At 46.5% G+C, this 15,525-nt stretch carries 12 protein-coding genes; 4 read left to right on the forward strand and 8 right to left on the reverse strand.

Annotated features, from left to right (window positions below):
* Positions 1-498: 498 nt before the first annotated feature.
* On the forward strand, positions 499-5,577 hold the full coding sequence (locus ACP2WE_RS17600) for a chemotaxis protein CheB (protein ID WP_425216853.1): 5,079 nt from the start codon (positions 499-501) through the stop codon (positions 5,575-5,577).
* Between the two features lie 192 nt (positions 5,578-5,769).
* Here the strand turns inward: ACP2WE_RS17600 and ACP2WE_RS17605 are convergent, their stop codons facing one another.
* Together ACP2WE_RS17605 and ACP2WE_RS17610 are read right to left on the reverse strand one after the other, a co-directional pair.
* Positions 5,770-6,099, reverse strand: a complete 330-nt coding sequence (locus ACP2WE_RS17605; protein WP_425216854.1) for a hypothetical protein — start codon at positions 6,097-6,099, stop codon at positions 5,770-5,772.
* A gap of 22 nt (positions 6,100-6,121) precedes the next feature.
* Positions 6,122-7,222 carry a pentapeptide repeat-containing protein gene (locus ACP2WE_RS17610; RefSeq protein ID WP_425216855.1) on the reverse strand — a complete coding sequence of 367 codons (1,101 nt, stop codon included), beginning with the start codon at positions 7,220-7,222 and terminating at the stop codon, positions 6,122-6,124.
* Between the two features lie 358 nt (positions 7,223-7,580).
* Here ACP2WE_RS17610 and ACP2WE_RS17615 point away from each other — a divergent pair, with 358 nt between their 5' ends.
* Entirely contained in the window at positions 7,581-7,868 is a 288-nt protein-coding gene (locus tag ACP2WE_RS17615) for a hypothetical protein (protein ID WP_425216856.1), read from the forward strand.
* An 88-nt stretch (positions 7,869-7,956) separates the two neighbouring features.
* Here the strand turns inward: ACP2WE_RS17615 and ACP2WE_RS17620 are convergent, their stop codons facing one another.
* From ACP2WE_RS17620 to ACP2WE_RS17640, 5 genes are all read right to left on the reverse strand, one after another.
* Positions 7,957-8,781 carry an alpha/beta fold hydrolase gene (locus tag ACP2WE_RS17620; RefSeq protein ID WP_425216857.1) on the reverse strand — a complete coding sequence of 275 codons (825 nt, stop codon included), beginning with the start codon at positions 8,779-8,781 and terminating at the stop codon, positions 7,957-7,959.
* Positions 8,782-8,820: 39 nt separating this feature from the next.
* A complete protein-coding gene (gene mreD / locus ACP2WE_RS17625) occupies positions 8,821-9,369 on the reverse strand; it encodes a rod shape-determining protein MreD (protein WP_425216858.1) in 549 nt (182 codons plus the stop codon).
* A 94-nt stretch (positions 9,370-9,463) separates the two neighbouring features.
* Positions 9,464-10,210, reverse strand: coding sequence for a rod shape-determining protein MreC (mreC, locus tag ACP2WE_RS17630; protein ID WP_425216859.1), 747 nt, complete (start codon positions 10,208-10,210; stop codon positions 9,464-9,466).
* Between the two features lie 11 nt (positions 10,211-10,221).
* Entirely contained in the window at positions 10,222-11,247 is a 1,026-nt protein-coding gene (locus tag ACP2WE_RS17635) for a rod shape-determining protein (RefSeq protein ID WP_330482665.1), read from the reverse strand.
* Between the two features lie 117 nt (positions 11,248-11,364).
* Complete coding sequence (locus tag ACP2WE_RS17640; RefSeq protein WP_425216860.1) at positions 11,365-11,811, reverse strand: SRPBCC family protein; 447 nt, start codon at positions 11,809-11,811, stop codon at positions 11,365-11,367.
* Between the two features lie 142 nt (positions 11,812-11,953).
* Between ACP2WE_RS17640 and ACP2WE_RS17645 the strand changes: the two genes are divergently transcribed.
* Positions 11,954-13,042, forward strand: a complete 1,089-nt coding sequence (locus tag ACP2WE_RS17645; RefSeq protein WP_425216861.1) for a CobW family GTP-binding protein — start codon at positions 11,954-11,956, stop codon at positions 13,040-13,042.
* The gene (locus ACP2WE_RS17650; protein ID WP_425216862.1) at positions 13,030-14,166 is read left to right on the forward strand and encodes a WD40 repeat domain-containing protein; all 1,137 of its coding nucleotides are present in this window, start codon (positions 13,030-13,032) and stop codon (positions 14,164-14,166) included. Before ACP2WE_RS17645 ends, ACP2WE_RS17650 begins: the two co-directional genes overlap by 13 nt.
* Positions 14,167-14,344: 178 nt before the next feature.
* Here the strand turns inward: ACP2WE_RS17650 and trpD are convergent, their stop codons facing one another.
* Positions 14,345-15,379 carry an anthranilate phosphoribosyltransferase gene (gene trpD / locus ACP2WE_RS17655; protein WP_425216863.1) on the reverse strand — a complete coding sequence of 345 codons (1,035 nt, stop codon included), beginning with the start codon at positions 15,377-15,379 and terminating at the stop codon, positions 14,345-14,347.
* Positions 15,380-15,525 lie beyond the last annotated feature (146 nt).

Raw genomic sequence — 15,525 nt, forward strand, 5'->3', positions numbered from 1 at the left:
TCCTTCAAGCATGAGCATAGCAGAAAATCTTGAGGATCTTCAGCCATCAAAGCTTCTCAAATGCGATCGCAGCTCATTCCATCCGTTATGCGATAGCCTCCCAATTCTAAAAAAAAACTGAAATCCATCCCGAACGATCGCCCGATTGACAATCCTAAGAGGGTAATTGCCCCCTGCCCCCCAATTCTGGGGGAAAAAGAATTCTTAAAGCCCCCCAGAATTGGGAGATTTAGGGGGCTAGATCGCTTATAACGAAGACAAATTTACTCATGCGCGGCAGCCAATTCCATGGGAGAGAGGATAAAACTTCGCAAACACGCTCTAAGCCTTATGTTTCATTTGTATCATTTGGGAACGCTGTATATAATTTTTTTGCGATTTTGGAAAGCGAAACTTGTTTTATCTTGTATGCTTAAGTCAATGCCTTAAAAAACGTTTCCCCCTTAATTTTTAATTGAAACAAGGGATTTTAAACCAAATCTAGGCATCAGGTCGCTTATGTATCCAGTCGTTGGAATCGGTGCTTCAGCAGGAGGATTGGGAGCATTTACCCAATTGCTCAAACATTTGCCATCAGATACGGGCATGGCGTTTGTACTGATTCAACATTTAGACCCCGATCATAAGAGTCTGTTGACTGAGTTACTGGCTCGGCAAACCCAGATGCCCGTCTGCGAAGTCACAAACGAGATGCCGATCGCACCCAACCATGTCTATGTAATTCCGCCGAACAAAAAGATGTTGCTAGAGCAAGGAGTCTTGCGACTTTTGCCACGCGAAAAGACCCACGGACGACATTTACCCATTGATACATTCTTTAGATCGCTTGCCACAGAATGCGGTAAAGATGCGATCGCGATCGTGCTATCTGGTGCAGATAGTGACGGTACGCTAGGACTAAAAGCCATAAAAACAGCGGGGGGAATTACCTTTGCTCAAAATGCGGCATCATCGCAATTTGGACAGATGCCTGAGAGCGCGATTTCTGCGGGTTATGTAGATTTTGTTCTACCTACTGAGGGAATTGCAAAAGAGTTGGTCAAAATTTCTCAGGAATCCGTTGGGAAAAACCCATCTTCTCCCCTTAAAGAAGAGAAGCCAAAAGATGAGATCGTAGAAGATAAAGCCAAAACTTCCGTTAAGGGAAAGAAGTTAGAAGATAAAAGCACTGGAAATGAAACCAAAACTCCCCTTAAAGGAAAGAAGTCAGAAGATGAGATTGTGGAAGGCGAAGAAGCCAAAACCTCCCTTGAAGAAGAGAAGATAAATGATAAAACTACAGAAGATGAAACCAAAACTCCCCTTAAAGGAAAGAAGTCAGAAGATGAAATTATAGAAGGTAAAGAAGCCAAAAATCCCCTTAAAGGAGAGAAGGCAAATGATGAAACTACAGAAGATGAAATTGTCGAAGATGAAACTAAAACTCCCCCGCTAGAGGAAGCAGCGAAAGAATCTGTTTTGTCTCCGATGGATGAAGAACCGCTCGATCGGGTTTTTACAATATTGTGGCGAGAGATGCGGGTTGATTTTAGTAATTACAAACCCTCCACTCTAAAACGTAGAATCCATAGACGCATGGCTTTACAGGGCATGTCTAAACTAGAAGATTATGTCGCTTATCTCCTAGACAATCCCACAGAAATCATTGATTTATTTCAAGATTTATTGATCGATGTCACTAGTTTTTTTCGCGATCCTGAAGTGTTTGAGGCATTAAAAACCCAAATATTTCCCAATCTGATTGCCGAGAGATCGCACAATTTGCCGATCCGAATTTGGGTAGCAGGCTGTTCTTCGGGCGAAGAAGTCTACTCGATCGCAATTTGCTTAGTAGAGTTTCTAGAAAATTTACCGATCAAACCACCCATCCAAATTTTTGCCACCGATGTGAATGAGTCGGCGATCGCTTCCGCAAGAACTGGGATCTATCGGCATGGCATGGCAGGAGTTTCACCAGAGCGGTTGCGTCGTTTTTTTGTCCCAGTCAAGGGTGGCTTTCAGATCGCTAAATCTATCCGCGAACTCTGCGTATTTGCCAAACACAACCTGATTAGCGATCCACCTTTTTCCAACTTAGACTTGGTCAGTTGTCGCAATGTCCTGATTTATTTTGGCAAGGCGATTCAAAAAAAAGCGATGCAAAGTTTTCATTATGGGCTAAGTCCTAATGGCTTTTTACTATTAGGCACTTCTGAAACCACCCACGGGTTTATTGACCTGTTTACCACCTTGGACAAAGATTGCAAGATTTATACCAAAAAAGAGATCGCAACAAGATTAAACTTTGATTTCACCCAAAATCGCTATACTTCAGACAATCTTAGGTCTGGTAAATCCATGACAGATGATGCCTCCCATGAGTTAGATATCCAGAAAATTGCCGATCGGATCGCGATCGAGCGCTATGCTCCTGCTGGGGTGATCGTCAATGCCGACCTAGAAATTTTGCAATTTCGCGGCGATACCAGTCTCTATCTCAGTCCTGCGACGGGGAAGCCTAGTTTTAACCTTCTCAAAATGGCGCGATCGGGCTTAGCCCTAGAATTGCGAACGGCAACTCGTCAGGCGATCAAGCAAAATATTCCGATCGAAAAGTATGGCATCAAACTCCAAGATCCAAAAATCAGCACAACGATCGCTATTTCTGTGATTCCATTTCAACCGACCGCAGCCGATCTGCGCTATTACTTGATTTTGTTTGAGCAGGAACCATGGGGGATTGAGCATCACCCCAAGCCCACCGATTTGTCCCAAACACCAGCGATTCCCGCTTCTGCAAACGTTCCCTCTCGCAAACCGTCGCGATCGAGCCGAAATGCAAAACAAACTCTCTTAGAACAAGAGATTGCCCAACTTCGGCAGGAATTAGCGTCAACCAAAGAATTTCTGCAAGTCATTATTGAAGAGCAGGAAAATACCAATCAAGATTTTCGCGCCGCCAATGAAGAGATTCTCTCTAGTAATGAGGAATTGCAAAGCACCAATGAGGAATTAGAAACCGCCAAAGAAGAGATTCAGTCATCGAATGAAGAACTGAATACCGTAAACGACGAACTGCGAAACCGAAATTTAGAAGCAGCGCAGCTCAATGACGACTTGCTCAATTTACTCAGCAGTGTCGCCCTGCCAATTTTGATTTTGGGGAACGATCTGCGCATTCGGCGCTTTACCCAGATGGCAGAGCGCATGTTTAACCTAATTCCCACAGACGAAGGCAGATCGTTCCTTGATATCAGACATAATCTCAAGATCGACAACTTAGAGCAATTGGTCTTGCAAGTGATTGATACGCTCAGCGTCAGTCAACAGGAGGTACAAGACTTAGAACAACGTTGGTATAACCTGATCGTTAGACCCTATAAAACCCGAGAAAATCAGATTGTGGGAGCCGTGATTGTCGCGATCGACATCGATCCGATCAAACGCAGCGAACAGCGATTGTTAGCATCGCAAAATTATGCTTTGGCGATCGTCGAAACTCTATGGGAATCATTGCTCGTACTCGACACAAATTTGAGCATTGTCTCGGCAAATCGCGCTTTTTATCAGATGTTTCAGCTCGTACCCGCTCAAGTTGAGAACCATCTCATCTACAATATCAGCAACGGTGAGTGGAATATTCTCCGTTTGCGATCGCTGCTATCGGAATTAATTCAAACCAATCGTCAATTTCAAGACTTTGAAGTAGAACATGAGTTTGCCACCATCGGTCATAAAGTGATGCGGCTCAATGCCCGCCAAATTGAGGAATCTAGCGACGGGAAGAATCCCAGTGGCAGTCGTCGCCTAATTTTGCTTGCGATCGAAGACATTACCCAACGCCAGCAACTAGAAGTAGAACGAATTTTGCTTTTAGAGCAAGAGCAGGCAGCCAGAGCCGAAGCCGAGAAAGCAAACCTTGCGAAAAGCGAGTTTTTGGCAATGATGAGCCATGAGATTCGCACACCGATGAATGGTCTACTTGGCTTTACCCAGTTACTTTTAGATACGCAACTCACAGCCGAACAACAAGAATTTGTCGATATCATTAGTGCCAGTGGCGAGAATTTGCTATCCATTGTGAACGACATCTTGGACTTCTCAAAAATTGAAGCAGGCAAATTAGATCTGGTGCTAACGCCAATTAATTTACCTGAATGCATTCAAGCCGTAGTTAGTTTGCTAAATGTCAAAGCGCAAGATAAACAGATCGAGCTTTCCTATGCGATCGCTGCTGAGGTTTCCACCTCGATTATGGGAGATATCATTCGACTCCAACAGGTTCTAATCAATCTAATCGGGAATGCAATCAAGTTTACCAATCGTGGTGCGGTAACTTTGTCCGTAAATCTATATACTTCCCACACCGAGAATCTAGAGCATCCAGCATCTGAGAATTTAGCAAATCGTCGAGATACTCAAGCCATTGAGATTCTATTTGCGATTAAAGATGGTGGCATCGGCATTAAGCCCGATCGCTTAGCCCACTTATTTATGCCCTTTAGTCAGGAAGATCCTGAAATTGCACGTCACTATGGTGGAACGGGGTTAGGCTTGGCAATCAGCGATCGCTTGTGCAAATTAATGGGTGGTACGCTCTGGGTAGAGAGCAATGGCTGTTTAGGTGGAACCCCTCCTGTGGGATGGCAGCATGATAGCGTCAGTACAGAAGGTTCAACCTTTTACTTCACGATCGTAGTGCGATCGAGCAATTCCGACAATCCTCCCCCCACTGTCCACCTTTCTCCTTCTGCTCCTTCTGACGATCGTGCTTCTGCAACAACACGATCGCCTCTAAAAATCCTATTAGCAGAAGATAATGTCTTCAATCAAAAACTAGCGATCGCCTTTCTCCAAAAAATGGGATATGATGCCGATATCGCCAACAATGGCATTGAAGTCCTCGCAGCCATTAATTCCCAGTCCTATGACATAATCTTCATGGATGTCCAAATGCCAGAAATGGATGGATTAGAGACAACCAAACGGATCAGGAAAATAGAACGCGAGAACTTGAATGCTTGGGAATCAAGCAATAGTGCAGAGCGTGCGCCGCAACCACCCAGCCCCATCAAAATTGTTGCCCTGACTGCCAATGCCTTGATCGACGATCGGGCAATCTGCTTAGAAGCTGGAATGGATTACTTCATCAGCAAGCCAATTAAGCTAGAAGATTTAGTCCAAGCGTTAAAACGATGCGAATTTAAAATCTCAACCTCAACCTCAACCATAAGTTCAACCGAGCCAGTCCTCGATCCTAAGGCGATCCAAACACTCCTAAATCAGTTTAAAGACGAACCCAGTTTTTTAGCACATATGCTCGATGTTTTTTTGACAGATTGCGAAAGAATGACCTCTGCAATTCAAGCCGCGATCGCCACCCAAGATACAGCAGTTCTTAAAGACAATGCCCATTCTCTAAAATCTACCAGCGCTACACTTGGAGCTATAGCCCTCTCCAGCCTCTGTAAAGAGTTTGAGCTTATGGCACGTTATGGCAAGATAGACGTTAGTCCTGAAAAATTACAAGCCTTTATCTCAGAAAGCGATCGGGTAAAAACAGCCCTCATCGCCGAGCGCCAAAAATACGAAGCGTGAATTCGGGTTAAGGACTTAAGCTCAAAGCAAGCCAACTTTTTGGAACCGAGGGGTTTAATCCCCCTGCCCTATCGGGCATCCCCCTTGAAAAAGGGGGACAAGTGAATGTGAATTCTCCCCCCTTTTTTCAAGGGGGGCTGGGGGGATCCTTGGGACGTATAGCTTTTCAGGGTTCCTTATCCCGAACTGAGCTTAAGGAAAGAATGGAATCACTTGGCGTAGGAATTTACGCAGTCTTAACATCCCTATCAATCGGCGCACCGCAGGGGAGACAAAGGCATCGGGCGGAACGCGATCGAGGGAACTCAGTTCCTCCGATAGTTCGATATATTCTGCCGCAGTTAAGACCTTGCCATCGATCGGCGATCGCGCTTCTGTATAAATCTCTGCACGTAAAACCTCTTCGGGCGTATCGCTTGCAGGTGGAAGCGAAGAGTCATTTGTCTGAGCGTACAGAGGCAACGAACCGCAGAACGTACTCAGAATAATCGGAAAGCTGAGAAACAGTCTGGTAATTCTCATATGGATGCTTTTGTCTGCTCTTTTATCGTCCCAAGCGATTGGGAATGCCGTCACAACCACCTGGGATGGTGCGGCGGGTTTTGCTTCCGCCCCAAGCACAGAGATATTTACGATTTTCTTCAGATAAATCTTGGGCATTTGTAAAATCTGCCTCCTCTACCACAGCACCAGTATATTCCCCTGTCTCAAAGTTTGGGTTATGTAGGCGATCTCGCGGGGAAGTCGTCGCCAGACTGCCATAAAACAATCTCACCTTACTCAGATCGCAGTTTCGCAAATTAGTTTTTGCCAACACTGCCCCACTAAAGTTGGTCTCGGTCAAATTGCATCCACTAAAGTTAGCTTTAATCAAGTTAGCACCGCTAAAATCAGAGCCGCGCAGATCCGTACCGCTCATATCTTTGCCCGCTAGCATCATACCAAGACTGATCACCCGCACGCCATACGCCAAGTCCACCACATAGCCGCCCGACCCATCTAAAATCGCTCTCCCCAACAGTCCATCGCGTTTGAGTGGAGTGAGCAGGTTTGCACTCGATAAAAAACGGATGATTTTTGCCCTACCTTCGGGGTCAGAGCCACCCATCAACGCGGCAGTTCGTGATTTCGCGATCGCGCGTTCTAGCGGCCAGTCTTCTAACTGACCCTGCGGATCGAGGACGAGGTCTGAAATCCCCTGAAAATAAGCGTCAATGGTTTGCTGCTGGGTAATTACATTTTGCTGCCCCGTAAGCTTTTCAGAAATTTCATTTTGTCGCCATGCCACCCAAACTGCCAAAATTGCGATCAAAATTTGCCCGACTGCGCCCAAGGCATCCCACCTCAAACTATTGAACCAAATCCAAAACGCATTATCCAACTCAGTAACATGCCCACCGATCCAGAGAATTGTGCCCCCTAAAATAACAGCCAGGGTCACATCCCAATGTTTGCCCAAAGGAGAGTGAATCAAGGCTCGTTGGATTGTAGGCACTAAAACCAGCAGTACCATCACCGAAGCGATCGCTAAGCTGGGTAAAATCAGTCGTTCTTCGGGTAGGTATATACCAGCGATCGCGATGCTCGTAGCGATCGCGCCACTCAACAAAGCCAGAATTTTGATAGGTGAGGGTGAAGAGATCAAGGGTATTTTTGAGCGTGTTTCAAGGTGTATTTAGGCTGAGCCGTCTAGATTTGAGAGATTCTGCACAGAAGTATCCTAGCAACCTCATCGCAACAGAATTGTATGCCTAGCGATCGTAATTTGCCAAGTAGATCGAAATTCACCGCAAACCAAATCTTTCAAAATTAATGCTTGCTAATTTTTTTGATTAATGTACAATAATCAAACATCAAAAACAAAGCGCACAATACAAGCAACCCACCAACACAAAAGCCTTGCTGTGAGAGCATTTTTGATAAAAATCGGCTCTGGGATTCCAGACAATTCCTGCAATGAAATTTGGATAAATTCTATTTTGATAGGGAGAAACAGTCGGTCTATGACAGCTTTACAAACAAAACTGAAATTCACCCAAGTTACACCTCGCACTTGGTCAACCCTAGGGAGTACGGGCAATATCTATACCCTTAACTTATTGGCTGGCTCGCTCTCTTGTGATTGCCTAGCGGGAAAGCATCTCAGAACTTGCTACCATATCGACCAACTAGCAAAAACGTTTAAAACCGAATTAAATGCATCTTTAATCGCCCCTCAAGACCCTCTCGAAATCACTGAAGATTTCGACGATCGCCTTGTCCTCTCTACTAGAAGACGTTTTCCTCCGTAAGCCGATTGCTAAATTGCTTCGACTCAATTCGACATCACTCGCCGAACTCCGTTCAGACTTGTAGTGGTAAGAAGTCGGAGCGATTAATTCACAATCCTGAGTAATGAGCGGCAAGCAGTTGCGCGATCGCTTCGCGATGGGTCTGAATTAAGTCATGACCCGCCTCAGAGAAGACTTCCAACTTCGCTTTGGGAATTCGCTCTGCATAGGTCTGACAATGCCACAAAGGAATGGTGTCATCCTGCTGTCCAGCAATTACTAGCGTTGGCACATTGATTTTGTGAATTTTGGTCTCTACCGTATCGATCGCATCTTCGGGTCGCCAGCGATCGACCAAGAAGGATCTCGCAACTGGCTGCTGCATCAGTTCTCGCCGCGCCATCTGAACGGTCGCAAATTGCTTTTGTTTGCCGACAAGGTTAGCGATCGGGGCGATCGCCGCCAGCACCAGATCTACCAACTTTGTATCCCAAAGTAACGGTCTGAGGTGCTGATATCGTCCCACAAAGCTGTCATCCCTGATACCTGCGGGAGCGATCAGAGTGATGTTCTCTAAAAATGTAGAAGCTTCTGAAGCATGGGCGATCGCGTAGGCAGCCGTCACCCACCCCCCATAGGAATGCCCGACCAAGGCAAATTTCTCTATCCCCATGGCAGTAATAAACTCTGTGAAAAAGTCCACCTGATTATCGACCACATATTTCAATCGTGGCTTTGATGAACTGCCAAAACCCAGTAGATCGAGCGCAATGTACCAAAATTTACTTGGAGCTTGTGCTTGTAATGACGCCATCAAGGGCAACCAATTACTACTTTCTCCTAAAAATCCATGGAGAAAAATAATCGGAAACCCTTCCCCCTGTTCTAAATAGGCGGCTGTGTATTCTTTGAGGTGAATTTGCTGTTTCAGCATGTCATCTTTAAGCTTAATTTCTGGGCTTAATTTTGGGGCTTAATCTTCGACCTTCTCTTGCGATCGCCACCAGCGGCTTAGGGGCAAATGCAAAACAGGCGACCACAAGCTACTGAGAATGGCTGAACCTAGTGCAATTCGTTGGTGCAGTAACCAAACTTTATTGACATCAGCGCCCATCAGAGTCAGTTGCACGGCGATCGCGGTTTCTACTACCACTGCCATGCCAAATACAATAAACGCGATCGAGATAAAGTCCTCTTGCATGTAGCGTTGCTTTTGGAGTAATGCCGTCAGTCCACCTGCGATCGCCATACCCAAGGCATGGGTTGGGGCAATCGTGACATCGCTGGGGATAGTCATAGCATCCTGTAAAAAGCCTAGGGCTGTACCTGTCATCACTGCTAACAGCACTGGACGATTGATACTCCATGCCACGAGCCAGATCAGCAGCCAGTTTGGGCTTAGATCCATGAGAGTCATCCCTGGAAATCGGGTCGGCAATGCCAAAATACAAAGCGCCAACGAACCAAAAGTAACTAGTGCGCCTACTAATTTAGGAGACCAAGAGTTTTGTTGGCTGGGCATAGGTCAAGGCATAGAAAACTGTATGGGAAAAAGCAGAGCATTCAGAATACTAATCTATATATCGTAAAGAGATGAATCGCTGAGTGCTTTACCCCTACTTATGCTCTGTAAATGGATAGACCTTCACAAATTCCAATAAACCAATGGGTACCGAAAATTCTACCGTTGCTTCTGGAGCTGGCTGCTTGTCTAGGTTGACAGACAAAACTCTGCCTACAGGAATTCCCGCTGGAAATAAAGTACTAAACTGCGAAGTTAAGACAATGTCGCCGGGCTTGACATCGGGGTCGCGTTCAAAAAATTCCAAAGAGGCTGTAGTCTGGGTTTGTCCGCGCAACATACCCATATAGCGACTGCGGCTTACGACCACACCCACTTGACTGCTGGGGTCGCTAATCAGTAATACCCGACTGCTATGGGGCGAGACATCCGTAACGCGACCGACTAGACCACCGGGACCTACCGCGATCGCACCTTTTTGAATACCATCGCTGCTACCCTTGGCAATAATCACTTGATTCCACCAAGAGTCAGCACTGCGACCAATCACCATCGCCCAACTTCCCGCGTCGGAGTAATTAGGTTTTGACCCTAAAAGCTTTTGTAGGTTTTGGTTTTGTGTTTCTAGCTCAGTCAGCCGATAGCGCAACTCCCGCGTTTGGGCATCTGAGAGCAACTCTTGGCTAGAGTGCAGTGCTTGAAATGGACGACTAACAAACTGATAAGTCTCCATGAGAACTACGCCATTGGTTTGACGCATTACCCATGATATGACCAGCCCACCAGTTACTAAAGCAGTTTGTAGACTGTAGCGTCCCCACCAACGACGTATTGATTCCATGTACTAGCAACCTAGAAATTTTTCATGCGACTGGTTAACACGCGACCGAGGTTCTTATAATCTTCTAAGACTTTTCCTGCTCCAATCACCACGCAATTTAGGGGGGCAGGGGCAATGTGGGTGACGATTCCAGTTTCATGGCTAATCAACGTATCGATGCCGTTGAGCAATGCACCACCACCTGCGAGCATAATGCCGCGATCGATAATGTCAGCCGCAAGTTCAGGGGGTGTGCGTTCTAAGGTACGTTTTACAGCTTCGACAATCACTGACAAAGGCTCTGACATACTCTCGCGAATTTCGGTTGCTTTTACCGTAACCGTGCGAGGCAGTCCAGAAAGCATATGTAAGCCTCTAACTTCCATGGAAGCTTCTTCAGTCGTGGGGTAAGCTGAACCAATTTTGATTTTAATTTCTTCGGATGTGCGTTCGCCCACAACGAGGTTATGCACCTTTTTCATGTAGTTCATAATCGCTTCGCTGAGTTCGTCTCCAGCCACCCGTACCGATTCGCTCAGTACGATACCTTGCAAACTCATGACGGCGACTTCGGTCGTACCGCCACCAATGTCAATAATCATGTTGCCCGTTGCTTCGGTAACGGGTAAGCCTGCCCCGATCGCGGCAGCAACAGGTTCGTCAATCGGATAAACTTCGCTAGCACCTGCTCTACGGGCGGCATCCATCACAGCACGCCACTCAACGCCTGTTACACCGCTAGGAATCCCGATCGCAATCCGAGGATTAAATACGCCGTGTTTAACCTTATTAATAAAAGCTTTCAACATCTGCTCGGCTGAATCAAAGTCGGCGATTACGCCGTCCTTCAGAGGTCTTACGGCAACGATATCACCGGGCGTACGACCAATCATTTTGTTGGCTTCGTCACCAACAGCATAGACCGTCTTATCTCTTTGATCGATAGCAACCACAGAGGGTTCCTGCAATACGATACCTTCACCAGATACATAGATCAGGGTGTTGGCTGTACCGAGGTCGATACCAATGTCTTTTGCAAAGCGACGAAAAATCCCCACGGTAAGTTATTCCAGAGATTAACAATTGTTTCAGTTTCAAATCTTAATATGTTAAGTGTTACAAAGTCTAGTCAACCTTTTTAAATTAAGACTGGACTCGCTAGTTTTTTAGGTTAACTAGCCTGATTTGGTAACTTTATCAGCGTAATCACGAAATCTCTCAAGATCTGCCTTTAGGGTTGACTCTACCATACGACCGAGAAAGATATCATCCATCAAGGGACCGATTATTCCGGGAATAGCATAGGAAATCGTCATTTTTACGATCGTACTTTCTGGGCGACCATAAAATCTGATCGCTCCGCGATTGGGCAAACCATCGATCGACTCCCATTGAATGATCTGGTTAGGAATCTGTTTGAGAATGCGCGATCGCCAAGTAAAGGTAAACCCATTCGAGCCAAGTTCCCAACTGGACAGGCTAGGATTATCAGGGGTAATATGCACAGCCTGAATCCATTTCATCCAGCGTGGCATCATTTCAATGTTTGCCCATAAAGCCCAAATGCGCTCTACGGGATGATTTACTTCAATCTGGACAGTATGTTCGAGCCAATCACTCATGTTCTGCTATCGACGTTTAAAATCGACATTTGTAAATTTAGGAATACATCCAGTTTATATAACTTTATGTATAACTGGTTTTAGCTCCTAAAATTGAGGAAAGAATTGTCATTTCGCAAATCCTTAACCTAAATCTTGAACTATGCCAACACCCGTGACAACACCAACCATCCAACAAGTGCCAGCAACTGTTTTAACAGGCTACTTAGGTGCAGGGAAAACGACATTACTCAATCATATTCTCACGGCCGAACATGGTAAGAAAGTTGCTGTAATCGTGAATGAGTTTGGTGAAATTGGGATCGACCAACAGTTGGTAATTAACGCTGACGAAGAAATTTTTGAGATGAACAATGGCTGCATCTGTTGCACCGTCAGAGGCGATCTGATCCGCATTATTGGGAATTTAATGCGTCGTCGCCATAAATTCGACCATTTAATTATTGAGACGACGGGATTAGCCGATCCGGGCCCCGTGATTCAAACCTTTTTTGTGGATGAAGATATTCACAGGCAAGTCATGCTCGATGCAGTTGTCACCGTCGTCGATGCCAAGCACATTCAACAACACTGGGGCGATCGCGAGGCATTGGAACAAATTGCCTTTGCGGATGTAATTTTGCTAAATAAAACAGACTTGGTTCCCCTCAAAGATCTAGAAGCGCTAGAGGCAAAAATTCACCACATGAATGTGCTGGCAAAAATTTACCGCACCCAACTGACCCAGCCCGAAGAATCTAAGGTGGAGAAGCTTTTAGGCGTTGGTGGCTTTGATTTGCAGCGCATTCTCGAAAAATCCCCTGATTTCTTGGGGGAGGCTACGCATAGCCATGAGGAGCACGAGCATCATGACCACGAGCATCATGACCATGACCACGAGCATGACCACGAAGAACACCAGCGCGAAGAACACGAACACAATCACATTCACGACGAGTCTATTTTGTCGGTGAGCATTCTCGATCGCGGAGCAGTCGATCCTTACAAGTTTCAAGCTTGGATCAACGAACTGCTGCAAACCCAAGGGGGAGATATTTTTCGGATGAAAGGCATTATTGACGTGGCTGGCTCGGAAAATCGCTTTGTATTTCAGGGCGTACATATGCAGTTTGATGGCACGCGCGATCGCCTGTGGAAGCCTGATGAGATTCGCCAAAATCAGCTAGTGTTTATCGGTCGTAACCTAGACCGCGACCAACTTACCCAAGGATTTCGTGCATGCCTAGCTTAAAACCTGTTCTTAACGTCAAACCTCTCTGGCAAACCACTTTGGGCGAATATGTCACCGCGATCGCTTGGACGCCCAATGGCAAAATCTTGGCAGCGGCAACCGCAGCAGGTGAAATTGTGCTGTATGACGATGTCATTAAGTCCGCCGATAAGCTGACAAGGCTTCAATCAGAGACGAATAGTTCCGTAGATTGCCTCAGTTTTTCTGCCGATGGTCGCTGGTTGGTGGCGGCGGGTCAAGACGGCAAGATCCTCCTATGGGATGTAACAAATGCCATGAAACAGGTAGCGATCGATCGCGGCGATTTAGGAGGCAAGGGAAACCAGTGGATCGAACACTTGGTATGGCATCCCGTTCGTGCCGAGTTTGCATTTACATTTGGAAAATATGTCCAAGTTTGGAGCGCCGATCGCCAAGATATCATTACAACCGTCAATTTTGAGCAGTCTTCGGTACTCGCGCTCAACTGGCATCCCAGCGGTGACTGGCTCACTGTCGGCGGCTATCAGGGCATTAAGCTGTGGTCGGTAAACGATTGGTATGAAGATCCGATCGACTTTGAGTTACCAACTGCCACAGGACTGATGACTTGGCACCCGTCAGGTCGGTATTTAGCCTCGAATACCCTAGATAACTTGGTTGTCTTGTTTGAGTGGTTGGGAGATCGCTTTGATGACTCTCCTTGGCGAATGCAGGGATTTCCCGGTAAGGTACGCGCCTTTGCTTGGACGAATTTTGCGGAAACCGCAAAATCTTCAGGGAAAGAGAAAAAAGTGCCGAACGACTCCTCGCTTTTGGTTTCATCAAGTGGCTCAGAAGTTGTGGTGTGGCGGCGACATCCCGATCCTGAAATTGGCTGGGAGGGTCAAATTCTTCAAGGGCATGTTGGCAATGTGGGTTTAGTAGCCTTTAAGCCCAAATCCGCTGTATTAACTTCAGCAGGGGAAGATGGCAGGGTGAGTCTCTGGCAAGATGCCACAAACTGGATTCAGGCACTGGAAAACTCAGAGGCAGAGATTACCTGTCTTCAATGGCAGCCTCAAGGTCACCGATTAGCCGCTGGCAATGCCGATGGCGAGTTGTTTGTGTGGACTGAGTCAACCCAAGCAAAAGGGTTTCGTTAAAGATTCACTAAAGCAACAAAGTCGCGATATCTACAAAAATAACAGGCTAGAATTATGCTGTACTTCATGGCACAGCTATGGTGATACCAATTTCTCTTGAAATTGGTATAAATTTAGAGAATCTCTTGGGCGATCGCGTATTGGTAAGAACGCAAGCCCCAACGAACTCTTATGAATTTCACGCCAAAAATTTCACTAGATGCTCAACTTTCTGCCATGCCGCACCACTATGCACGATCGCTGCAGCCTTCTCTACACCCTCTGCCCATGTTGTCGCAACACCTGCCACGCGCAAAGCCAGTCCGCTATTGAGGGCAACACAATCCATCTGGGCTTGCGTTCCCTTTCCTTGCAAAACCGCGCGTAAGATTTCGGCATTCTCTTGCACGTTTCCACCTTTCAGGGAAGCGATCGCTGCATGAGCCAATCCAAAACTTTGCGGCGCGATCGCTTCTTCCGTCACCACTCCATCCTGCAAAAAGGAAATATCGGTAATATCGCCTAAACCTGCTTCATCCATACCCTCTCGACTGTGGAGTACCACTGCCCTTTGACGTCCGAGCAAGCGTAACGCTTCTGCCACGACATGGGTGAGTTGGCGATCGTAAACGCCCAAAACCTGCGCCGATGGATTGAGCGGATTTACCAAAGGACCAATCAGATTAAACACAGTGCGAATGCCCAAACTGCGGCGAATCGTCGCCACGGCTTTCATGGCAGGATGCCAGTGAGGCGCAAATAGGAAAGTGATACCTACGGCTGCGATCGCCGCGTGAATCTTTTCCGTGGGTGCTGTCAGATTTATGCCCAGAGCTTCCAACACATCCGCAGAACCCGAACGACTCGATACTGCGCGATTGCCATGCTTTGCCACAGGGACATCTGCCGCCGCTGCCACAAATGCCACCGCTGTCGAAATATTGAAGGTCTCAGCCCCATCCCCACCCGTTCCACAGGTATCTAATAGGTAGTTAGGATTGCTCGTTGACATATCCCCAACGCTCACTGCAGAATCCTGCAGGACCCCAGCGATCGCGGCTAGTTCTACCGCATCGACTCCTTTCCATTGTATTGCCGTGAGAATTGCCCCTGAAAGTTCGGGAGCGATCGCTTCATCTAGCCACCCCTGCATCAAAGCCGCTGCTTGTTCCGCAGTAAGCGATCGCTTTTCCATTAATTGTTTGAGAATTCCCGACCAGTTTTGTGCGCTCATAAATTTATGTCTATCAAGAAGCTATAACTAAACCACTATGCACTGGAAGTGCATAGGTTTGCCTGGGACTGAAAGTCCCCTTATTCCAGCATACAGTTGTCATTATCCATATTTGATGGATTGCGATGATGTTCCAAGTACTCTGA

The sequence above is a fragment of the Tumidithrix helvetica PCC 7403 genome, assembly GCF_965232925.1.
GTDB classification, from domain to species: Bacteria; Cyanobacteriota; Cyanobacteriia; order Pseudanabaenales; family Pseudanabaenaceae; genus Tumidithrix; species Tumidithrix helvetica.

Bases quoted from the DNA above. Each gene is read 5' to 3' on its own strand.
- ACP2WE_RS17600 (WP_425216853.1), top strand. From the start codon at position 499: ATGTATCCAGTCGTTGGAATCGGTGCTTCAGCAGGAGGATTGGGAGCA.
- ACP2WE_RS17645 (WP_425216861.1), top strand. From the start codon at position 11,954: ATGCCAACACCCGTGACAACACCAACCATCCAACAAGTGCCAGCAACT.
- mreD (WP_425216858.1), bottom strand. From the start codon at position 9,369: ATGCCCAGCCAACAAAACTCTTGGTCTCCTAAATTAGTAGGCGCACTA.
- mreC (WP_425216859.1), bottom strand. From the start codon at position 10,210: ATGGAATCAATACGTCGTTGGTGGGGACGCTACAGTCTACAAACTGCT.
- trpD (WP_425216863.1), bottom strand. From the start codon at position 15,379: ATGAGCGCACAAAACTGGTCGGGAATTCTCAAACAATTAATGGAAAAG.
- ACP2WE_RS17640 (WP_425216860.1), bottom strand. From the start codon at position 11,811: ATGAGTGATTGGCTCGAACATACTGTCCAGATTGAAGTAAATCATCCC.
- ACP2WE_RS17650 (WP_425216862.1), top strand. From the start codon at position 13,030: ATGCCTAGCTTAAAACCTGTTCTTAACGTCAAACCTCTCTGGCAAACC.
- ACP2WE_RS17620 (WP_425216857.1), bottom strand. From the start codon at position 8,781: ATGCTGAAACAGCAAATTCACCTCAAAGAATACACAGCCGCCTATTTA.
- ACP2WE_RS17615 (WP_425216856.1), top strand. From the start codon at position 7,581: ATGACAGCTTTACAAACAAAACTGAAATTCACCCAAGTTACACCTCGC.
- ACP2WE_RS17605 (WP_425216854.1), bottom strand. From the start codon at position 6,099: ATGAGAATTACCAGACTGTTTCTCAGCTTTCCGATTATTCTGAGTACG.